This is a genomic window from Deltaproteobacteria bacterium RBG_16_64_85, from assembly GCA_001798885.1.
Taxonomy (GTDB): domain Bacteria; phylum Desulfobacterota; class Deferrimicrobia; order Deferrimicrobiales; family Deferrimicrobiaceae; genus FEB-35.
Map to the genome: position 1 here is coordinate 1 of MGQW01000069.1, position 20,818 is coordinate 20,818.

Below are 20,818 nucleotides of genomic sequence, written 5' to 3' on the forward strand. Positions count from 1 at the left end.
TCGAGGCCATTCGGGAGGATGCCCGGCGGATCGAGGCGGTGGTCGAAACGCTGAAAACTCTCGATACCGTCGCCACCGAACGTTACATCGAGGGCAGCATGAACATGATGATCGACATCCGCAAGGAGCTCATGGAGAGGCTTAAGCGGAGCGAAACGGAGCAACGCTCCGGCAGGCCGCCGCCGCCGTTCCGACGCGGATCTCCTTAATCCCTGAACTTCCTGTGGCAGGTGGCGCAAACCTCCAGGATCCTCCCGTAGGCGATGCCTGCCTTGGACAGATCGCCGGCCTGGAGGGTCGCCTGGAGGCCCTTCGCCCTCTTCTCCATTTCCACGTATAATCCGTGGAACTCCTTCGCCTTCGCCAGGTTCTTGTGGGGGGCATCCTTCTCGTGCCCCCTGATCGACGATGCCAGCTGCTCAGCGCTTTCTCTGGCAATCTTGACGTTGCTTAAGACGATGGCTTCCGAAAGGTTTTGCATGGCCTCCCGGAAGTTTCCCATCCTCTCGTGCTGGGTCCTCATGGCTTCCTCGTCGTGCGCCGCGGCCTCCTTGTGATGTTCCGAGGGGCCATGGGCCGACAGGGAGAGCGGGAGGATAAGGCATGCGACACACCAGGCCGCGACCAGGAAGAGACGCCGGAGATCCATGGGCAACCTCCTTTTTCCAGGGAGAAGGGTTTGGAACAACTATATACATACATTGCTGCTCGGGCCAACCTGCTAAAGAATAGCCTGAGGTTCTTCAAGGCTATTCTCCACTTTCCTTCCTGCCGCTCCCCTTCCTTCCGAATGGCATCCCCTCAACTGGCTGATAGTAAAGCATGAACCATTGAACGGCCTTATGGCACGTTAAGTGCTTCCGGGATTGGACAAGACTGCCGTCCAAGGCAGGAAAACTCGAGGGTGGATGAGCGATGACGGAAGCAATCGTGACAGTGGCGGGTGTCATGGCGGCGACGTGGATCGGTGCACGGAGTGTGGCCGCCGTGCCTTAGGCGAGAAAATTATGGCGGCCAAAATCCTGCTGGTCGATGATGACACATCGGTGCGCGAGGTGGCCCTGTTCAATCTGTTGAGGGCGGGATACGAGACGGTTTCGGCCGAAAGCGGCTCGGAGGCGCTCTCCCTCTTCTTCCGAGGAGATTTCGACCTCGTCATTACAGACGTCAGGATGCCGGGACTCTCCGGGATCGAGCTGCTGCGCCGGATTCGCAAAATGGCTCCCGACCTGCCGGTCATCGTCATAACGGCCTTCGGCGATATGGAAACGGCCATGGAGGCGATGAGGGAGGGAGCTTGCTACTTCATCGTGAAGCCCTTCGGAAGGGACCATCTCCTGCTGGCCGTCGAGAAGGCCCTCGATAAGAGGTGCCTGGCCGATGAAGCGGAGGCCCTCAAGGTTCCCGTAAGCGAGGTCGAGCGGGGCATCGTATGCATCTTTCCCGCGCAAGGAGGCTCCCTCCGGATGGAATCGGGTCCCTCTGCGACGAATGCGGTTCAGTTGCAGGCTGAAGAGGAATAAGATTAAAGGAGGAAAGATGAAGACCGTCACGGTCTACCGGGTGGATTACGTGAAAAAAACAAAAGTTCCGATAGGCCGGGTCGAAGAGCGGTCCGAGCCAAGCTCTCCGTTGGACCGACGAAGAGGACGGCGGGGGGGGGAAAGCATTGTGACAACCGGCGGCATGACAGGCCGAGGTGTTGCTGGCAGGCTCCTGGCGTGGAGCTTCCTCCGTGTCCCCTTTATCGCGACGCTTTGGCCCAGAAACCGTCAACCGGAAGCCGGCGGTTAGGCAGCCCCTAATTCGCCGTCTCGAACTCCATCACGGTAAACAAACCGTTCACCTTTTCCACGACGAAACGAATCCTGTCGCCTTCCTTCAACCGGTCGAGCATGGACGGATCCTTGACCCGGTAGACCATGGTCATCTTCGGCATTCCCAGCTTCTCGATGGGCTCGTGGCTGATGGTAACCTTGCCGGCAGCCTTGTCGACTTTCTTCACCACCCCCGCGGTCATGGCCTGCCCGCTTTCGGTGGACTTCGTTTCGGTCGCCGGCTGCGCCGCATTATCGGCGGCGGCGAAGCCGCCGGACGGAAACAGCAGTCCGGCTGCCATGGTCAAGGCAAGCAGATGGGATCGCATGGTTTTGTTCCCCCGTGTTCCCGTAAGGTCCGCCTCTGCGTCAGTGGCCGACCCAAATCTTGCCGACCATGCCCCCCTCGAAATGGCCGGGCTGCAGGCAGGCGAAATCGAACGTACCGGTCTTGGTGAAATGCCAGATCAGCGTCCCGGTCTTGCCCGGGTCGACGGACACGGCATTCGGATCGTCATGCTCCATCTCGGGGAACTTGCGCATGAGCGCCGCGTGCTCCTTGAGCTCGTTCATGCTGCCGAGCACCATTTCGTGCTTGAGGCGTCCGTTGTTCTTCACCACAAATCGGATCGTTTCGCCTCGCTTCACGTTGATGTTCGCCGGCTTAAAACGCATGTCGTCTCCCATCCCGACATCGATGGTGCGCGACACCTTCCTCGCGTCGCCGGGTTTGCCAAATTCCGCGCCGTGCCCCTTCGACTCCTGCTTCTGGCGCACCTCCGCCGTTTTTCCGCTCTGGCCGTCGTCATTGGCGAACGCACCGGCAGAGCCGAGGCCGAACGCGAATGCGGCGGCGATGATCAATGGTTTCATTCTTTTTCCCCTTCGAGCTTTCCGGATTCCGGAAGGGTCCCCTTCCATTCGAAGGCTACGCTGCCCTTCGGGTGCCTGTACCAGCCCGGATCCTTGTAGTCGCCGCGGGCCAGTCCTTCCCTTATCTTTACGACGGTAAACATGCCGCCCATTTCGAGCGGGCCGAACGGGCCCTGGCCGGTCATCATCGGCAGCGTGTTGTCGGGCAGCGGCATTTCCATCTCGCCCATGTCGGCCATGCCCCGCTCCCCCATCACCATGTACTCCGGGACGAGCTTGTTGATTTTTTCGACGAGGCCCCGGTGATCGACGCCGATCATCGTCGGGACGTTGTGCCCCATGGCGTTCATCACGTGGTGGGACTTGTGGCAGTGAAATGCCCAGTCGCCCGGCGCGTCCGCCACGAACTCGATCGCGCGCAGCGCGCCGATCGGCATATCAACGGTCGTCTCGGGCCAACGGGCGCTTTTCCGCACCCAGCCGCCGTCGGTGCACGTCACGGAGAAGTTGTGCCCGTGGATGTGGATCGGATGGTTCGTCATCGTGAGGTTCCCCATGCGGATCCGGACGCGGTCCCCCTTGCGCACGACGAGGGGATCGATGCCCGGAAAAACGCGGCTGTTCCAGCACCACAGGTTGAAGTCGAGCATCGTGTTGACCTTCGGCGTATAGCTGCCGGGGTCGATGTCGAAGGCGTTGATGAGGAAGACGAAATCGCGATCGACGCGATACCGGTTCGGATCCCTCGGATGCACGACGATGGAACCCATCATGCCCATCGCCATCTGCACCATCTCGTCGGCATGCGGGTGGTACATGAACGTGCCGGAGTGCTGCATGGCGAACTCGTAGACGTAGGTCTTGCCCGCGGGGATATGCGGCTGGTTGAGACCGCCGACGCCGTCCATGCCGTTGGGAACCAGGACCCCGTGCCAGTGGATCGATGTGTGCTCGGGCAGCCTGTTGGTGACGAAGATGCGCACCTTGTCGCCCTCGACGCACTCGATCGTCGGGCCCGGGCTCTGGCCGTTGTATCCCCAGAGGTTGGCCGTCATGCCGGGTGCAATCTCGCGCCGGACCGGCTCGGCGATGAGGTGGAACTCCTTCCAGCCGTCCTTCATTCGCCAAGGCAGGGTCCAGCCGTTCAGCGTGACTACCGCCTGGTACGGTCGACCGCTGGGCGGGACCAAGGGCGGCTGTGTCGTGGCTTTGCTCTGAACCGGCGCCTCCGGCAGCGAGGTCGCCCGCCCCTTGCTCACCAGCGCCGCACCCAGCAGCGCGGCGCCCGATCCTCCGAGGAATTGTCGGCGCGTCATCATGGGGAAGTCCTTTCTTAAGACCCTCAATGCCCGGCCAGCGCCGGATTGGGAGTCATGCCGCCGGGAGCCCTCGGCGCAGCGGCCCGCCGACCCGTCGCCGTGCCATAGAGCGACGCCTGCAGATCATTCTCCGTGAGCCAGAAATCCCGCAGCGTCCCAACATATGCGGTGACCGACGCCACCTGCTCGCGTGCATCGGCGAGCAGCTCGAAGACGCTGATCAGCATGCCGTTGAAGCGGAGCAGGTTCTCCTCCGCGATCCTCTTCCGCAGAGGCACGATCTCGTCGCGGTAGTGCTTCGCGGTGTCATACGCCGTGTGGTATGCCGAGTAGGCCTCGCGCACTTCCGAGCGGGCGTTCACCACCGTCTCGGCGACGCGGTGCAGCGCCTGCATGTAGATCGCCTCGGCCTTGGCCACACGCGCGCGCCCCCAGTCGAAGATCGGGAGCTGCAGACTCACTTCGAAGCCGCGCTTCCACGGCTCGGGGTCCTCCTTCGTCGCCGCGGGCCCGAGCTCAAGTACGTTGATGAAGCGCGTGGCCCGGGTGAGGCCGAGCGACTCGGCCAGGCTCTCGGTGTCGCGCTTGGCCGCAAGAACGTCCACACGTTGCGCGATGGCCCGCGCTTCCAGGTCCCGGAGCTCAGGCTTGGCCGCGGGCAGCTCCGGCAGGCGCTCCGGCAGTTGGAACCGGATGTCCTCCCCGTGGAGCCCCATGAGCCGTGTCAGCCGCTCACGCTCGGCGGTCGCGGCATGCCTTGCCTGCGCAAGCTGCGCCACCGCCTCCGCATAGAACACCTGCTCGCGCATCTGATCGAGCCAGTTGACGTTCCCCACCTTCGCCATGCGTCGGGAGAGCTCCGCGCTCGCCTCGGCCGCCGTCTTCACCTGGTCACGGTAACGGGCGAATTCGTCGGCTGCGACCGCCCGGAACCAGGACTTGCGGGTCTCGGTGGCGATGTCGAGCATTTGCCCGGCCACGGCGAGCTTTACCTGCTCGAATCGGCGGCCCTCGATCCTGGTCCGCAACGGGATGGTCACGAGATCGATAATCGGGAAGGTCAGCGCCCATTCGAGCTTGCGCTCGTCACCTTGCCGCGTCCTGAGATATGCGAAGTGCGGGTTCGTCATCCGGCCCGCCTGAACGAGATCGGCCTCCGCGATGCCGAGCTCGGCATAGGACGCCTGCAAGCCGCGATTGTTGAGAAGTGCGATCTGCACGGCGTCGGCGGCGGACAGCGGCGAAGCGAGAAGCTGTTTCACGGCAGCCTGGATGCTCTCGCGATCGCCATCGTCACGCTGCCACCTCACATCCTTGTTCAGGCGATCCCTTGCGACGCGCTCCACCTCGCCGAAACCCCCGTCCTTGGAAAAGGTCGCGCAACCGCCCAGGGCCATGACGGCGAACACGGCGACGAGCACCTTGGCCTTGCCGGCTGCCGGAGCGGAATCCGTCGTCACGGCATTTCTCCGTTACTCCTTGTGATCCATGCCATGGCCGGAGGGCGCAGAATCCGCCTTGCCGCCCGGTGCAGGTGGCGGAGGGATTGTCGGCTGTCGATCTGCGCCTTGCGAGGGAGCGGCGGGACTTGCGTGGCCCGCGTGGCCTCCCAATCGTCCCATCTCTTCATTGGCGTCTTTCCACGATACCGGCTTCCGACCCTGAAAGGGTTGATAACTTTCGAAGGCCGACTCGTATCGGAAGGCCGGGCCAGGCACCGAGGGATCGGACGGGTCCTGGCGCGTGTCGGCTCGGGCGACCGCGATCCCGATCCATGCGACTGCGAGAACCAGGACCATCGCAAGCAAGTGTTTGATAATTTCTCCCTCCGATCCGGGAACGAGAGGTTGATCACCATCGTGCCGAACCCCAAGACGCATATAAGATGCATTGTTGCCTCATCTGTTTTCCGGAACCACAAAAGGGGCCGCCCTCCGGGCGTACGCATGGATAGTTGTCATTCCCGCGCCCGCCGGCATCTGTTCGCGCAACCGACATGCCATGAGCGTATAGATCGTTATTTTCAATAAAAACAAATTGTTATATATACGGCGAGGATCAAGAGGCTGCCGGACTCCACAGACTTCGCAGAATATCCTTCGACAGGTCGAGACTTTTCTGCGGACGAGCAGTTGAGGAATGAGGCGCAAACCTTCAGGATTCCCCGTCGGCGATGCCTGTCCTAGGTGGGTCGCCAGCCTGAACAATAGCCTTCGGGTTCTTCAAGACTATTCTTCTCTCTCGTCCCGCCGCTCTCCTTCCCTGCGGATGATGTCCCCGCAACCATCTGATATTTAATCAATAACCATTGCGCACCCTACTGGCACGCCTGGTGCAGAGGAAAAGGACGAGGATGCCGCCCGAGGCGGGAAGACACATTGAAGAAGGAGGCGCCATGAGGATCGTCACGGTGTACCGGGTGGATTACGTGAAGAAGACAAAGGTTCCGATAGGCGGGGTCGAGGAACGGAGAAAGAAGGATCGGGACGGGAACCTGCTTGGCCTTCTCAGGCTCGCGCGGATGATTTACGGCACAGGCCTGGAGGACGCCATCCACATCGCCATCGACAGCCGTGAGGCGCGGCGGCCCTGGATGGAGCAGATTGCGGTGTGAGAACCTGGTCTTGAGAGAGGACGGGAAAGGAGAGCATGGCCTTGGAAAAAACGGCAAGGACGGGAATGGCGCTAATGGGTCTCCTACTGGCAGTCGCCATCGGTGTGTCGAAAGCCGACGCGAAGACAAACAGGTTTGCCGCCTGGATGGGGGAGAAGATTTTCGACGGCAGGACGGGACCGTGGCTTTCCGAGGCGAGACTGGTGGACCCCAAGGCTCAGGCGGAGGAGGCAAGGGCGGGAGGGAAGACTTTTAGCGTTACCCCCGAGACCTGGCATTTCGCCTTCTATGTGGCGCAGCTCAGGCCCAAGACTCCGGTTCTTATTCAGGACGGAAGGGGAACCGTGACGGTTACCGGTCCGGATGGGAAAACGGTTACGAAAAACCTGACTCGCATGGACGGGCACTTCGGCGCCGACATCGCCTTGAATCGGCCCGGCGAATATCGGTTCACCGTCGACGTTGAAGCGGGGGGCGCCAAGGGAACGACGACATTCGCCCACGCGATCCGGTAAGAATGTCCAATTGGTCTTAAGACGTAGGGCCGCATGATGCGGCCTTGCTCTCCCATAGGAGAGGAGGGGGAGATGAAGAGGGGATACACGATCTATCGCGTGGATTACGTCACGGGGAAGAAGGAGGCTGTCGGTTGCATCCTGGAGCGAAGGGGGAGGGAGAGAGGAAAAAACCTGATGAGCCTGCTCGTGGAGTCTCGGAGGCTTTTCGCGCGCGGGCCGTCGGATGCGATCAACATTGTCCTCGATCCCCCGAAAAATTCGCGTGAGATCCGGGAGGCGGGATTTGCCTGAGGCATCGTGTCGATCGCCTCACGGGTTTGACCGGGTGAAGATACTGCTTGTCGCCGCTGCCACGACGGCCGTGTCCTTTCTCCACTTCCTGACCCCTGCCGGGCTCACGCGTGGCACTGGCTTCATCTTGTCTCTCAGAAGCTTTATTACATCCCCATCCTGATGGCCGTCGCATTTTTTGGAGTGCGGGGAATGACGGTTACCGCCTTCGCAGTGAGCTCCCTGTTTTTCATCCATATCCTGAGGGACTGGAGCGGAAACCCGATGCGGCAGGCCGACCAACTCGGGGAGATCGTCAGCTTCTGGTTGATAGCGGTGGTCTCATCGCTTCTCTTCCAACGGGAAAGGCGCGCACTTGAGGAAACAAGGTTGGCGAACGAGGAAACCCTCGCGGCGCTTGTCGCCTCCCTTGACCTTCGCGAGCATGAGACCGCGCTTCACTCCCGGCGCTTCCGGGAGTACACGCCTCTGCTCGCGTGGCGAATGGGGATCAGAGGTGAGAAGGCTTTAGTGAGCAATGGCATGGGGGCCCTGCTCCACGACGTCGGCAAAATCGGGATCCGCGACAGCGTCCTGCTCAAGACGGACAGCCTGTCGGAAGCGGAAGCAAGGGAGATCCGGCGGCACCCGGAACTCGGCGCATCGCTCATCGGGGAGATCCGTTTCCTCGAGAGCGCGCGAGAGATCGTGCTCTTCCATCATGAAAAATTCGACGGGGTCGGCTGTCCGGCGGGGCTTTCCGGGCAGGCCATCCCGCTCGGAGCGAGAATCTTCGCGGTGGCGGACGTCTTCGATGCGCTTCCGACGGCTCGACCTTACCGAAGTTCCATCTCCTAGTCGGAGGCGAGGAATTTCATAGCGAAGGAAAGCGGGAGGCACTTCGATCCCGCCGTAGTCGGCGCTTTCCTTCGGATCCCCTTCGCGGAATGGTCGGAGGTTGCGTCAAGCAACGGCGTGGCCCTGCGGGAAGGATAACCCCGCGCAGGAGCATTCCGAGCGGTTTCACCATCGCGCCATGATGAGTGAAGAATAATCTCTTCCCTCTTCGAGAAATTTCTCCGGCGACGGGGTTCCCCCCTCCGGCCGGCTTGGATAATGCGTTGAAAACATGAAATTTATTTGTTGGCACGCCCCGTGCAGTCAATATTTTCCAGCCGGCGAGGAAACCATAAAACCAATTCATGGGGAAGAGGAGGTCCAAACGATGAAGAAACTTGCAGGAATGGCGGCGGTTGCGGCGGTGTTGGCATTCATGGTATGGAGCGGTGTTTCGCTCGCGGCGGAGAAGCAGGAGGTGAAAGCGCCGGAGTACGGGACCCTGGAGTACCAGGTGGCGCTGGAGACGGGGAGCCTCCCTTCCGAGAGTGGTGCTTTTGCGGTCCAATCGTCTTCTGACGCGAAGATGCCCACGATCGAAATCGGGGGGGTCACCTATCGGATCGGCGTAGATACTCCTTGAAGCCCCGACGCGGGGAGCGTACCGGAAGGAGGTGCCGCCGGAGGCGGCTCCTCCTTTGTTTGTCGGGTTACAGTCGTGTAGTCGTGTTCGAGGCGGGCCCTTCAATTCCGGAATTTCTTCAGGATTTCCCCCGCAGACTTTTACTCGCCGGACGTTTTCGGACCCTCCCGGCCGACGACGAGGACGGAAATGTTCAGGCGGTGCCGCAGCTCGTCGATGGTCGAACCGTAGAACCAGTCGGAGAACCCCTTATGCCCGTGGGCGCCGACGACGAGAAGCTCCACGCCGTGCCGGCCGATGATCTCCGGGATGACCTGGACGGGGTGCCCGAAGCCGAGCTCTGTCTCTACCTCGACGTCGTATTTGCCCAGCGCCACGGCGTACCGTTTCAGGCGCAGCAGGTCTTCCTGGCTCTCCGTGTCGCCCGCTTCCCTGCCCAGCGCCTTCGCCCCCGCGCTCTCGACGCAGTGCAGGAGCAGGAGGGGGCAGCGGGCGGACGACGCTAGTCCGGCGGCCCGGGAGAGCACCTCCGCGTCCGCCGGACCGAAGTCCAGCGCCGCGGCGATCTTGCGGAACGCCCGCGAAGGCTCTCCGACCTCCGGCTCGGGGTCGCGGTGGACGTCCGCCGGCCTGCGCTTCCATCCCCGGCGGAACAGGAAAGGCTCCGCGAGGACGTAGAGGAGAAGCAACCCGACGGCGGCGGCCACGGGGAGAGCCACGAACCGCGCCGCCAAGCCGGCCGCGCCCTCCTTTCCCAGCCATCCCGCGACCTCCCCCGCCACGAGCTTGATGTTGAGAGCCGCGATGATCCCCGCCGTAATCCATGCCAGGGTCTTCACCCATGTCCGGATGGCGAAGGCGCCCATCAGTGCCCTGTCGCTCACCATGTGAATGAGAGGGATGACCGCGAAGGAGAGTTGCAGGCTCAAGACCACCTGGCTCAACACGAGCAGTTCACCCGTCGCCCCTTCCCCTCGCAACAGGATGGTCGCCACAGCCGGGACGATGGCCACCGAGCGGGTCACGATCCGCCGCAGCCACGGCCGCAGCCGGATGTTGACGAACCCCTCCATCACGATCTGGCCGGCGAGCGTCCCGGTGATGGTGGAGCTTTGGCCGGAACAGATCAGCGCGAGGGCGAAGAGGAACGGCGCCAACGTGGTCCCCACCAGGGGGGCGAGCAGGCGGTGCGCGTCCTGGATCTCGGCCACGTCGAAGTACCCCGACCGGTGGAAGACCGCGGCGGCCATGACGAGGATGGCGGCGTTGATGAAGAGCGCCATGTTGAGCGCGAAGACCGAATCGATCAGGTTGAATTTGAGCGACTGGTGGATCCCCCGGGCCGTCTTGACGACCCTGCGCGACTGGACCAACGCGGAGTGAAGGTACAGGTTGTGGGGCATCACGGTGGCGCCCAGGATGCCGATGGCGAAATAGAGCGCATCGGCGTCCGGAAGAATGGGGACGAAACCCCGGGCGATCCCCGGCAGGTCGGGCCGGGAGATCGCGATTTCAACGAGGAAGCACGCCCCGATCGTCCCCACGAGAACCAGGATGAACGCCTCCATCTTCCGGATGCCCGCCTGGTGCAGGAAGAGGATGAGGAAGGTGTCCAGTGCGGTGACGAGGACCCCGTAGATCAGGGGGATGCCGAACAGGAGCTGCAGCCCGATCGCCGAGCCGAGCACCTCGGCCAGGTCGCAGGCGCCGATAGCCACCTCGCACAGGATCCACAACGCGAAGTTGACGGGCGCCGGGTACCGGTCCCGGCAGGCCTGGGCCAGGTCGCGGCCGTACACCAGCCCCAGCCTCGCGGACAGGCTCTGCAGGAGCACGGCCATGGCGTTGGACATGAGCAGGACCCACATCAGCGCATAGCCGTACCGGGAGCCGGCGGCGATGTCGGTCGCCCAGTTGCCCGGATCCATGTACCCCACGGAAATCAGGTAAGCCGGGCCGGAGAAGGCCACCAGGCGGCGGAAGAAACCCCGCTTTTCCGGGATCCCCACCGTCGAGTGGACTTCGGAGAGGGACTTCTCGTCCGCCATCGCGTTATCCGCTTATCCGCCCGCGGGAAGGCCGAGGGAGAACTCGACCCCTTTGCCGTCCGGAAGGTTGCGCACCGAGAGAACGCCGTCGTGCTGGTCCGCGATGCGGGAGCCGATGGAAAGGCCCAGGCCCGTCCCGCCGTCCTTGGTGGTGAAGAAGGGGTCGAAGATCCGCTCGAGCTGATCCTGCGGGATCGGTGGGCCGGTATTCGACACGCGGACGACGAAATTCCGTTTCTCCCCCTGTCCTTCCCACCCGAGGGAGAAAGTGAGCGTGCCCCCGCCCCGCAGCGCCATCGCCTGGATGCCGTTGATCGCGATGTTCAGCAGGAGCTGGGTCAACTGTCCCGCGTCGCCCATCACGCGCGGTGTGTCCTGGTCCGGGTAAGGCAGCACGACCGTGACCACGCCTTCTTTGCGGGCCTGCGTCTCCACCAGGGAGGCGACCCGGCCGACGATTTCCCGGAGGTCGAGCGGGCGGCGGTCGGCCGGCGCGGGCCGAGCGAACTTCAGGAATCGCTCGGCGGCTTGCGCCAGCCGGTCGATTTCACCGATGTGGAGATCGAGCATCCGTCGCTCGGGCGCCTCCGGCGGGACGACGTCCCGGAGGATCTCGGCCGTCCCTTTCATGGCGTGCAGGGGGTTCTTGATCTCGTGCGCGATCCCCGCCGTCATCTCTCCCAGCGCCCCCAGGCGGCCCGCCCGGATCAGCTGCGACTCAATCCGCCGCTGCTCCTCCAGCGCGTCGGAGAGCTTCTTCGCGAGCCGTTCCTGCTTCTCCCGCTCCCGGCGCTCCCGGTCGACGAGCAGCCCCGCGACCACCGCCACGATGTTGTAGAGGAGGATCTCCAGACCCTTCTCCAGCGCATCGGCGGGGTCCCGCGACACCAGGCTGGTGAAGGCGTGGGGAAAGTAGATGAGGGAGGCGAACATCGATATGGAGATCCCGCCGCGCACCCCTTCCGAGAACGCGGCGAACAGGATCGGCAGGTAATAGAGCCGCCGCAGGACGTCGTGGACCCAGACGTGATGCGCCGGGGTCCGGTAGTGGAGGGCCGTGATGACCAGGCAGGGGACCCAGGCCGTGAGGATCATCCGGGCCGAAAAGACCGGACGGAGATCGGAAAGCATGCTCTTCCACAAGGCGCGGGGAGGATTCTCAGGCATCGCGGCGAATCCCGAACTTTTCGATCCGGTAGACGAGGACGTGCCGCGGGATGCGCAGGTAAGCGGCGGTCTGCGTGATGTTTCCGCCCTTAAGCCGCAGCGCCCGCTCGATCACCTTCTTTTCCAGGTCCACGAGCGACAGCCCCTCGGGCGGCAAGGGAGGCCACTCTTCCCCGGACCCCTCGGCCCCCGCCGCTTCGGCTCCCCTCGCCTTCGAGGCCACTGGGGGAAGATCCCCCGGCGAAACCTCGTTCCCTCTGCAGAGGATCGCCATCCGTTCGCAGGCGTTCGAAAGCTCCCGGACGTTTCCGGGCCAGGGGCGGCTTTTCAACTCCTCGATCACCGCGGGAGGGACGGTCAGCTCCCGATCCGCGCTTGTCTCCTTCGTGAAATAGTCCACCAACGGCGGGATGTCTTCCGGGCGTTCGCGGAGGGGAGGGACCCGGATCTCGACCACGTTCAGCCGATAGTAGAGGTCCTCCCGGAAAGTGCCCTCCCGGAGCAGTGACGGCAGGTCCCGGTTGGTCGCAGCCACGATGCGGGCGTCGACGGGGATGGGGCGATCCCCACCCACCACGTCCACCGCCCGCTCCTGGAGAACCCGAAGCAGCTTGGCCTGGAGGGGAAGCGGAATTTCCCCGACCTCGTCCAGGAAGAGCGTCCCGCCGGCCGCCTGCCGGAACCGGCCCGCCCGGTCGCGCACCGCCCCCGTGAACGCGCCGCGGGCGTGGCCGAACAGCTCGGATTCCAGGAGCTCCCCTGGGATCGCCGCGCAGTTGACCGCCACGAACGGGCCCTCCGCACGCCGGGAGCGCACATGGATCCGTCGGGCGACCGCTTCCTTCCCCGTTCCGCTCTCCCCGGTGATCAGGACGGTGGCGTCGGTCCCGGCCACCCGGTCCGCCACCTGCAGGACCTGCTTCATCGCGGGAGAGACGCTGACGATTTCCCGCTCCACCCCGCCGGCGCGGATCCTCAGGTCGTGCACCTCGGCGGCGAGGCGGCGCCGCTCGAACGCCTTGCCCACGGAAAGGAGGAGCTGGTCGCGGTGGAACGGTTTCCCGATGAAGTCGTAAGCCCCCTCCTTCATCGCCTCCACCGCGGTCTCCACGTTCCCGAACGCGGTGATGACGAGCACGGGGACATCGGGCGCCTGCGACCGGATCCGGCGGAGCACCTCGATCCCGGAGATGCCGGGCATCTTGACGTCGGTGACGACGAGATCGAATTTCTCCGGGGAGAAGGCGGCGAGCCCCTCCTGCCCGTCGGAGGCGGCGGTGACCTCGTAACCCGCCTTGAGGAGGTTGAAGAGGGCCACCTCGCGGCCCGCCCGGTCGTCGTCTATGAAGAGAATGCGTCCCGCCATCGAGACACCGCCGCGTTGATGATGCACAACCAGTTTGCCTGTTTGCGGCTGTTTTGTCTTTACGGATTATACCCGGATCAGGGGGCTTTTGGGCCCATGCGGGACGGCGGGAAAAGCTCCCGCGGGCCCAAGTCGAAAAAATCCTCTTCCATAAAGGCCTGCGCAGGCGGGTCGATGAATTCCTTCAGGTACTCGGCGAACGGCCCAACCCCCATTCGTTCAATCGTCTCGCCCGGACTCTCCCCGACACGCATTTCGGCCCGCAGGATCCGGATCGCGCCCCGTACCGCTTCCGGAACCTGACGCACGGGGATGCGCCCGACCGGCACTCCCAGTCGGACCTTCCCTCCCTGCCGGATGCCTCCGCCGAGAAAGAGCGTGTAAAGCGGCGCCAGCCTGGCGCCCGCATTCCCCGCAACGCCTTGCAGGCCGATGTCGGCGAGCAGGTGATGACCGCACCCGTTGGCGCATCCGGAAATCTTGACCGTGATATCCGGCTCGTTCGGGCCGGGCGCTGCCGGCAGGGCAGACAGCTCGGTATCGAGGAGAGCGGCAAGCGCCCGGACCCGGGTGGTTCCCACCGTGCAGGTGTCGGTCCCGGCACACCGCGTCATGGGCACCGATGACGGAGGAGAAAATCCGGCCAGCCTCAACCGCTTGGAGGCTTCCCCTACCCGTCCTTCAAGGAGGTCGGCGAGGACCATCCCCTGGGCGGGGGTGAACCGGATCTCCGCGGCCGTCTCTTCGACAAGCTCTGCAAGCTGCCGCAGCTGCCTCGCCGTCACGTCGCCGAGGGGAACCCGTATGGGAAGCGCTACCCTTCCCGGATGGCGCTGGCGCAGCGCGCCCGGCCATTCCGGAAAACCGTCCCCGGCATCCCCCGAAGAGCCTTCCGATACGGCATTGGCCTCCGGCAGGATGAGTCGCCCTCCGGACATCGCGGCGATCACCGCGCGGCGCTCGGCGAAAACCGCTTCCCGAAATGCGGGACCCATCCTCTCGGCGACGAATTTCAGCCGCGCCCGGCCCCATTGCCGCCGGTCTCCCAAGCGGTCGAACAACCTCAGGACGGCCTCGATTGTCGGGGCGAGAGCGGATACCGGTGTAAACGGCTCCAGTTCGACCCCTGTCCGGGGGAGCGCACCCAAACCCCCTGCCAGAGTGATGCGGAATCCCGGACGGCCGCCGGGGCCGGCCACAGCCCGGGCGCCCACGTCGTGTATCCCAAGCCCTACGTGATCTTCCCGCGCACATCCCTCGAAGGCGATTTTGAACTTCCGGGGAAGCAGCTGCCCCAACGGGTTCCGCAGCAGCCACCGGCCGAACGCTTCCGCGTACGGGGCAACGTCGAAGATTTCGTCGCGTCCGATTCCGGCGTACGGGCATACGACGATGTTGCGAACGGTATCGCCGCACGCCTCCCGCGTGGTGAGCCCCCTGTCGGCGAGGAACGTCAACGCTTCCGGTATCCGGATGATCTCGATCCCGTAAACGTGGACATCCTGTCGGGTCGTCAGGTGTACGGATCGCGTCGGAGCGAACCGCTCCGACGCGTCGGCCAAGGCGAGCAGGTGGGCCGACGTGGGACGGCCGAGGGGAATCCGGACGCGGATCAGGTACCGATCCTTCGTCCCGCGGACGGGATAGATTCCATAGATCACCCGACGATGACGGAATTCCTCCGGAGACACCGCGCCGGAGAGGACATCGGAGACCGCCTCCGACAACCGGGAGATTTCGTCCCGGCTCTCCCCGGTCCCGGCACTCCGGTCTGGAGAGTCGTGGCTCATATGACCGGTCCGGCTTCCTCGGGAACGGGAACGCGCGAGGGAGCAACCCGGAAAAGGACCACCTTCGGACCTTCCCCGTCGCGCCGGAACTCGAAGGCGAGGTCGTGCCCGAAGGCGAGGCGGGAGACCTTCTCCAGTTGGTCGGCTGTCCGGAGCCGGATCGCCAGCCGTTCCCCCTTCCCCAGGCGGTCGATGAACCCGGATGAGAGGTCGAACTCCACCGGGCCGGCTTCCTGCGACAGGTCGACGAAATTTCCATCCGGTTCGGTCATCGTCCGTGTATGGAGCCGGATCACCCGTGCCCGGGGCCCGACGCCGTCCGTGCGCACCTCCCGGACGATCCCTCCCCCCGCCACGAATCCCTCCACCGCCACGACGAACCGCCCCAGCCGCGGGTTCTCCTCGAAGGTGTCCGCCGCGAGGGGACGCGACAGCGTGAACGTCACGTTCGCCACCTCCAGGTTCTCCACCCTCCCGGCGTGGCGTTCGATCACCTCCAGCGTGGAGGAGTTGAGCCGCTCCGGGATGGCGGAGAGCGTCACCTCGGCTTCCGCGGTGGCAAGCTTCAGGACGTATCGTCCGTTGAGGCGCAACGGTTCGTTGCCGAGCCAGAACAGGCTGGCGGACAGTTCCTGACCGCTGCGGGGAGGGTCGTCGTCCGCGCTTCCCATGACTTCGCCCCGCTCCACAAACAGCTCGTCGGCAAGCGCGATCCCGACGCACTCCCCGGTCGATGCCAGGGACATCGACGGATGATTCCACTTCTCGACCGACCGGACCCGGGAGGACTTGCCCGACGGGGAAAAGACGACCCGGTCCCCCGGTCGAACGGCGCCGGACTCCACCCGACCCGCGTAGATCCGCTTCCTGTCCCACACGTAGACGTCCTGGACGGGAAAGCGCAGCGGAAGGCCGGAAACCTCCCGGGCGGGCGAAAAGGAATCGAGGGCCGACAGGAGTGTCGGACCCTGGTGCCAGGGCATCCTCGAAGACGGGGACGCGATATTGTCCCCCTCCCGCGCGGAGATAGGGATGATGTAGGAAGGGACGATGCCGACGGAATGAAGGAACCGCCGGATCTCCTCCTCGACCGCGTGGAACCGGTCGCGCCGGTAGCCGGCGATATCCATCTTGTTGATCGCCACCGCCACCTGGCGCAGACCCAGGAGCGAAAGGATATAGGCATGGCGTCGGGTCTGCTCCCGGACCCCTTCGGCCCCGTCCACCAGCAGGATGGCCGCGTCGGCCGCCGCCGCCCCGGTGACCATGTTTTTCAGGAACTCCTTGTGGCCCGGAGCGTCGATGATGATGTAGGGGCGCTTCGCCGTCCGGAAGAAGCTTTGCGCCGTGTCGATCGTGATGTTCTGCTCCCGCTCCTCCTGGAGGGCGTCCATGAGGTACGCGAATTCGAACTCCCGCCCCTGCTCCCGGCAGGTCCGCTCGATCTCCCGGTATCGCTCCACGGGAAGCGACCCCGTGTCGTAGAAGAGCCGCCCGATCAGGGTGGACTTGCCGTGGTCCACGTGGCCCACGATGACGATGCGCAACGTATCGCTCAGAGTCATCACATGTACCCCAGGGAGCGCAGCTTCTGCATGGCGTACGCCTGCTCCTGGTCCTGCGCGCGCCCGGACCGCTCGGGAGCCGTCGTCGCTTTAAGCTCCTCGATGATCTCGTCCACGGTGGCGGCGTTCGAGTCGATCGGATCGGTGCATGGGACGCAGCCCAGCGACCGGAACCGCTTTCCGTCTTTCGACAGGTAGAGCGGGCAGAGCGGGACCCGCTCCCTGCGGATGTACTCCCAGATGTCCAGCTCCGTCCAGGAGAGCAGCGGATGGATGCGGACGTGCGTTTCCGGCCCGAAGGAGGTGTTGAACTGGTCCCACAGTTCCGGGGGCTGGTCCTTGTAGTTCCACTCGAAGTTCTTGTCCCGGGGGGAGAAGACGCGCTCCTTGGCACGCGACCCTTCCTCGTCCCGCCGGATCCCCAGGAAGATCCCCTTGAACCCGTACTTGTCGAGGATCTGCTGGAGGCCCTGGGTCTTCAGGGCGTTGCAGCAGACGAACCGCCCCTTGGAGGGGTGCATCCCTTCGCAGAGGGCCTCCTTGTTCTGCCCGACGATGAGCGTAACCCCCCACTCGGCGGCCATTCGGTCGCGATACTCGATCATCTGCGGAACCTTGTAGTTCGTGTCGATGTGGACGAGGGGGAAGGGCACCCGGCCGAAGAACGCCTTGCGGGCGAGCCACAGAAGGGTCGTCGAGTCCTTCCCGATCGACCAGAGCATCGCCAGGTCCTTGAACTTCCGGTACGCCTCCCGGAAGATGTAGATGCTTTGATTTTCCAGTGCGTCGAGAGGATCCACGGTCACTTCGCTCCATTTCTTTCCGCTGACGCCGCCGCCATGGCGACCGGCACGATGTCTTCCCGGCTGATTTCATATTCCGGCTTTCGGATCTGGCCGAAACGGGTTCGGGACCACAGCCGCTCATGGAAGTAATAGATAAAGAACTTCAATATCGAGTCGGCTAACCCCACGGAGATCGCGAAATCCAGGCGTCCCGTCAGGAGGAAGGTGACCCCGGCGGTAGTGAAAGTCGCCACTACCCGCCAACTGATCGTTTTGAAAAACGTGCGCTTGTGGGTATCCAATATAACCCTATATAAAAAATAGATTATATAGGATAATATGGATGGACGGCAGGATGTCAAGTATTATTATATAAATCCCATATAATTAATAGATTACTTCGACCTGCCTGCCTGATACGGGCTGCTCACGCCGGACGCCATCCAGGTCGCCACTGCCGTTCATCAGCGGGCGGATGCATTTGTGACGAACTACGCGGGGCTGCGCCGGGTCATGGAGATCCGGGTAATGCTCGCCCGCGCCGCCGAATGAGATCACGGCAGGAACGGCGTGCACGCGGACGGGGTGCACGCGCGTATCGTTGATGCGCGTATCGTTGATTGCCAATCCGGCATGTCCCAAGTATAATGCGGTTCATGCTACTCAAGAAAACCCTTATGAAAATCGCGCTTCCCGCTTTCGTTTTGGTATTGCTTGCGTTCGTTGCCCCGCTTGCCGAAGCGATGGTTTGCAAGGGTTGCGTGAACGACGCGACAGCCTCATGGGACTTCGCATCCTGGGAGGCTACCCCCCCCCATTGCTCGACGGAAGGCGGAAACGAGCCTTGCTCCTGCCCGGATTCGCAATCCACGGACTGCTCCCATTTCGTCTCCTGCCCGTTCTGCCTCGCCCCCGGCATCGAGACATCCCGCGTATCGGTCTCTCCGGATGACCGAGCCCGGCGCCTTGATGTCCCCGAGTCCGTTTCGCATTACGAGTCCCCGTCCTTCTCCCTTCTCAGGCCCCCGATCGTTTAATCCCGCTCTTTTCCGTTCCTTGTCCGCCGGCTCCTGCAGGAACCGGCGCGTACCTCAACGTTTGACGTAACCATTTTTCGTGCTTCAGCCACGGAAGGAGTCCCCATGGAAACCGCATCGGACGTTCGTGCCGAGCGCATCTCTGCTTCCGGAGCCATCGAGCGGGAGCAGACAAAGCCGGTAGCGATCCGAATCTGGAATTTTCTGATTTCGAAAAAGCTAGCGATCTGGAACCTCATCCTGCTGGCCGTCACTTCCATCCTGGGTACGGTCATCCAGCAAAACCAACCCCCGGAAAAATACCGCCAGGTATACGAGGACTGGGCGTACAACCTGATGGATCGGATCAACCTGTTCGACATGTACCACTCCTGGTGGTTTCTTCTCCTGCTCTGCCTCTTCACCTTGAACCTCACCTGTTGCACGATGGATCGCCTTCCCCGGGCGATCCGGACGGTCCGCAAGCCGAAGTTGACCCTCGACGACGCGATGGAAAAATCTCTTCCCCAGTCGGAGCGGTGGCAGATCAAGGGCGATATTCCGCGCCGGGCGGAAGTTTGCAAAGCCGCCATCGCCCGTCTGTTCGCGGCTCCCAAGGTCACCGAAGCGGATGGGGTGGTACATCTTTACGCGGAGAAGGGCGTTTACTCCGGATTCGGCGCTTACGCCACCCATGCCGGCATCGTCATCGTCTTCATCGGGGCGATCATCGGGAACGTCTTCGGGTTCAAATCGTACGTGAATATCCCCGATGGAAAGGAAGCATCCCATTTGGACGCACGGGGGGGTGAGGAGCACGTCAACCTTCCCTTCTCCGTGCGGAACAACCGGTTTTGGGTGGAGACCTATCCGAGTGGACAGCCCAAAAAATACGCCTCGGACTTGAGTGTCATCGAAAACAGCCGCGAGGTCTTGCGCAAGACGATCACGGTCAACGATCCGCTCGTCTACAAGGGAGTCTGGTTCTACCAGTCCAGTTATGGACAGGAAGGCGGCGCAACGGCGCAGGTGGCAGTCAGCCGACAGGACGGTACCCCGCTGGGCAGCCTTTCCCTCCGCCCGAACGAACCCGTCAGGATCGACGGATACGGCGTCGTCCGCGGGGTGAATTACGAGCAGGATTTCCAGGGGAATGGTCCTGCCCTGCAGTTGGTCATCGAGAAGCCCGGCCGGCCGGCCTCCAACCTCTGGATCCTCCAGGGACGATCGGACCTGGACCACCGGCGCAAGGATTCGCTGGTGTTCTCATTCGGAGGATTGACCGCAAAGATGTATACCGGCCTCCAGGTCGCCAAGGACCCCGGGGTGAACGTGGTGTGGCTGGGGTGCCTGCTGCTGACGGCGGGGATGATGATCTCCTTCTTTGTCTCTCACAGGCGGGTCTGGATTCGCCTGTCCCCAGGCCCCCACGGGAAGGTGGAGGTCGCGGCGGCCGGGAGTGCCAATCGGAACCGTCCTGCCCTCGAGAAGACCTTCGCCTCCATCCTGGCCGAAGTAAGGAACGATCTCACCAAGACGGAAAAGGAGAACCCCGCATGAATACGCTCAACGTTCAGCTCTTCGATCTGACGACGCTTCTGTTCGGCGGAGCGTCAGGAACTTATATCGCCGCCATGTACGGAAAGAAGGAAACCCTGGCCCGCATCGGGACGTGGATCTGCGTGGCCGCGGCGGTCATTTCCACCGTTGCCCTGGGCGTTCGATGGGCCGAGTCATATCAAATGGGGATCGGCCGGATCCCGGTCACGAACCTGTACGAGTCCCTGGTCTTCTTCGCCTGGTCGGTCAACCTCTTTTACCTCTTCGTCGAGTGGAAGTACAAGAACCGCACTTTCGGCGCCTTCGTGATCCCGATCGCGTTCCTGACCATGCTGTTCGCCTTCACGAACGAGAGCAGCATCCAGCCGCTGGTCCCGGCCCTCCAGTCCTACTGGCTCCACGCCCACGTGATCACCTGCTTCGTCGGGTACGCGGCGTTCGCCGTATCCGCCGGTGTCGCCGTGATGTACTTCCTCAAGGCCCGTCAGGAGGAGGCGAAAACGGAGAAGGGAGTGATCGGGTGCTTTCCTTCCACCAAGACCCTGGACGACCTGGTGTACAAGTCGATCATCTGGGGATTCCCGTTCCTGACCGCAGGGATCATCACCGGGGCCGCTTGGGCGAACTACG

20 protein-coding genes and 2 pseudogenes are annotated in these 20,818 nt (G+C 63.3%); 10 read left to right on the forward strand and 12 right to left on the reverse strand.

Translation table 11 applies throughout. The annotated features are described in order from the left end of the window. A pseudogene (locus tag A2Z13_03920) lies at nucleotides 1-209 on the forward strand (hypothetical protein). On the opposite strand, the gene A2Z13_03925 reads toward A2Z13_03920, so the two are convergent. Beyond that, entirely contained in the window at nucleotides 206-649 is a 444-nt protein-coding gene (locus A2Z13_03925; protein ID OGP77194.1) for a hypothetical protein, read from the reverse strand. The pseudogene A2Z13_03920 and the gene A2Z13_03925 overlap by 4 nt on opposite strands. A gap of 358 nt (nucleotides 650-1,007) precedes the next feature. Between A2Z13_03925 and A2Z13_03930 the strand changes: the two genes are divergently transcribed. Further along, entirely contained in the window at nucleotides 1,008-1,523 is a 516-nt protein-coding gene (locus A2Z13_03930; protein ID OGP77195.1) for a hypothetical protein, read from the forward strand. A gap of 278 nt (nucleotides 1,524-1,801) precedes the next feature. Here A2Z13_03930 and A2Z13_03935 read toward each other — a convergent pair whose 3' ends face one another. Genes A2Z13_03935 through A2Z13_03950 form a run of 4 tightly spaced genes read right to left on the reverse strand, consistent with a single transcriptional unit; the run spans nucleotide 1,802 to nucleotide 5,469 of the window. Next, nucleotides 1,802-2,146, reverse strand: a complete 345-nt coding sequence (locus A2Z13_03935) for a hypothetical protein (protein OGP77196.1) — start codon at nucleotides 2,144-2,146, stop codon at nucleotides 1,802-1,804. Between the two features lie 40 nt (nucleotides 2,147-2,186). Continuing rightward, nucleotides 2,187-2,690: a hypothetical protein gene (locus A2Z13_03940; GenBank protein ID OGP77197.1), complete on the reverse strand. Its 504-nt coding sequence runs from the start codon at nucleotides 2,688-2,690 to the stop codon at nucleotides 2,187-2,189. Then, on the reverse strand, nucleotides 2,687-4,009 hold the full coding sequence (locus A2Z13_03945; protein ID OGP77198.1) for a copper oxidase: 1,323 nt from the start codon (nucleotides 4,007-4,009) through the stop codon (nucleotides 2,687-2,689). Before A2Z13_03945 ends, A2Z13_03940 begins: the two co-directional genes overlap by 4 nt. A gap of 23 nt (nucleotides 4,010-4,032) precedes the next feature. Next, a complete protein-coding gene (locus A2Z13_03950; protein OGP77199.1) occupies nucleotides 4,033-5,469 on the reverse strand; it encodes an RND transporter in 1,437 nt (478 codons plus the stop codon). A gap of 893 nt (nucleotides 5,470-6,362) precedes the next feature. Between A2Z13_03950 and A2Z13_03955 the strand changes: the two genes are divergently transcribed. The 5 genes and pseudogenes from A2Z13_03955 (at nucleotide 6,363) to A2Z13_03975 (ending at nucleotide 8,891) form a co-directional block, all read left to right on the forward strand. Then, nucleotides 6,363-6,623, forward strand: a complete 261-nt coding sequence (locus A2Z13_03955) for a hypothetical protein (GenBank protein OGP77200.1) — start codon at nucleotides 6,363-6,365, stop codon at nucleotides 6,621-6,623. A gap of 35 nt (nucleotides 6,624-6,658) precedes the next feature. Beyond that, complete coding sequence (locus A2Z13_03960) at nucleotides 6,659-7,138, forward strand: hypothetical protein (protein OGP77201.1); 480 nt, start codon at nucleotides 6,659-6,661, stop codon at nucleotides 7,136-7,138. 72 nt (nucleotides 7,139-7,210) lie between these two features. Further along, the gene (locus A2Z13_03965; GenBank protein ID OGP77202.1) at nucleotides 7,211-7,432 is read left to right on the forward strand and encodes a hypothetical protein; all 222 of its coding nucleotides are present in this window, start codon (nucleotides 7,211-7,213) and stop codon (nucleotides 7,430-7,432) included. Continuing rightward, nucleotides 7,425-8,407 (forward strand): annotated as a pseudogene (locus A2Z13_03970) (hypothetical protein). The gene A2Z13_03965 and the pseudogene A2Z13_03970 overlap by 8 nt, the downstream one beginning before the upstream one ends. Nucleotides 8,408-8,636: 229 nt before the next feature. After that, nucleotides 8,637-8,891: a hypothetical protein gene (locus A2Z13_03975; protein ID OGP77203.1), complete on the forward strand. Its 255-nt coding sequence runs from the start codon at nucleotides 8,637-8,639 to the stop codon at nucleotides 8,889-8,891. Between the two features lie 140 nt (nucleotides 8,892-9,031). Here the strand turns inward: A2Z13_03975 and A2Z13_03980 are convergent, their stop codons facing one another. From A2Z13_03980 to A2Z13_04010, 7 genes are all read right to left on the reverse strand, one after another. After that, nucleotides 9,032-10,939 carry an iron/manganese transporter gene (locus A2Z13_03980; GenBank protein ID OGP77204.1) on the reverse strand — a complete coding sequence of 636 codons (1,908 nt, stop codon included), beginning with the start codon at nucleotides 10,937-10,939 and terminating at the stop codon, nucleotides 9,032-9,034. 12 nt (nucleotides 10,940-10,951) lie between these two features. Beyond that, a complete protein-coding gene (locus A2Z13_03985; protein OGP77205.1) occupies nucleotides 10,952-12,070 on the reverse strand; it encodes a hypothetical protein in 1,119 nt (372 codons plus the stop codon). A 28-nt stretch (nucleotides 12,071-12,098) separates the two neighbouring features. Further along, nucleotides 12,099-13,472, reverse strand: a complete 1,374-nt coding sequence (locus A2Z13_03990) for a Fis family transcriptional regulator (GenBank protein ID OGP77206.1) — start codon at nucleotides 13,470-13,472, stop codon at nucleotides 12,099-12,101. Between the two features lie 77 nt (nucleotides 13,473-13,549). After that, the gene (locus A2Z13_03995; protein OGP77207.1) at nucleotides 13,550-15,262 is read right to left on the reverse strand and encodes a hypothetical protein; all 1,713 of its coding nucleotides are present in this window, start codon (nucleotides 15,260-15,262) and stop codon (nucleotides 13,550-13,552) included. Beyond that, nucleotides 15,259-16,827: an elongation factor Tu gene (locus A2Z13_04000; GenBank protein ID OGP77208.1), complete on the reverse strand. Its 1,569-nt coding sequence runs from the start codon at nucleotides 16,825-16,827 to the stop codon at nucleotides 15,259-15,261. The genes A2Z13_03995 and A2Z13_04000 overlap by 4 nt, the downstream gene beginning before the upstream one ends. Beyond that, nucleotides 16,827-17,627, reverse strand: coding sequence for a sulfate adenylyltransferase (locus A2Z13_04005; protein ID OGP77212.1), 801 nt, complete (start codon nucleotides 17,625-17,627; stop codon nucleotides 16,827-16,829). The genes A2Z13_04000 and A2Z13_04005 overlap by 1 nt, the downstream gene beginning before the upstream one ends. 2 nt (nucleotides 17,628-17,629) lie before the next feature. Then, on the reverse strand, nucleotides 17,630-17,866 hold the full coding sequence (locus A2Z13_04010; GenBank protein ID OGP77209.1) for a hypothetical protein: 237 nt from the start codon (nucleotides 17,864-17,866) through the stop codon (nucleotides 17,630-17,632). A gap of 423 nt (nucleotides 17,867-18,289) precedes the next feature. On the opposite strand from A2Z13_04010, the gene A2Z13_04015 reads away from it, so the two are divergent. From A2Z13_04015 to A2Z13_04025, 3 genes are all read left to right on the forward strand, one after another. Then, nucleotides 18,290-18,649: a hypothetical protein gene (locus A2Z13_04015; protein ID OGP77210.1), complete on the forward strand. Its 360-nt coding sequence runs from the start codon at nucleotides 18,290-18,292 to the stop codon at nucleotides 18,647-18,649. 186 nt (nucleotides 18,650-18,835) lie between these two features. Beyond that, a complete protein-coding gene (locus tag A2Z13_04020) occupies nucleotides 18,836-20,188 on the forward strand; it encodes a hypothetical protein (protein ID OGP77213.1) in 1,353 nt (450 codons plus the stop codon). Continuing rightward, nucleotides 20,185-20,818 (forward strand): c-type cytochrome biogenesis protein CcsB (locus tag A2Z13_04025; protein OGP77211.1); only part of this gene is annotated, 634 nt, incomplete at its 3' end. The genes A2Z13_04020 and A2Z13_04025, both read left to right, overlap by 4 nt.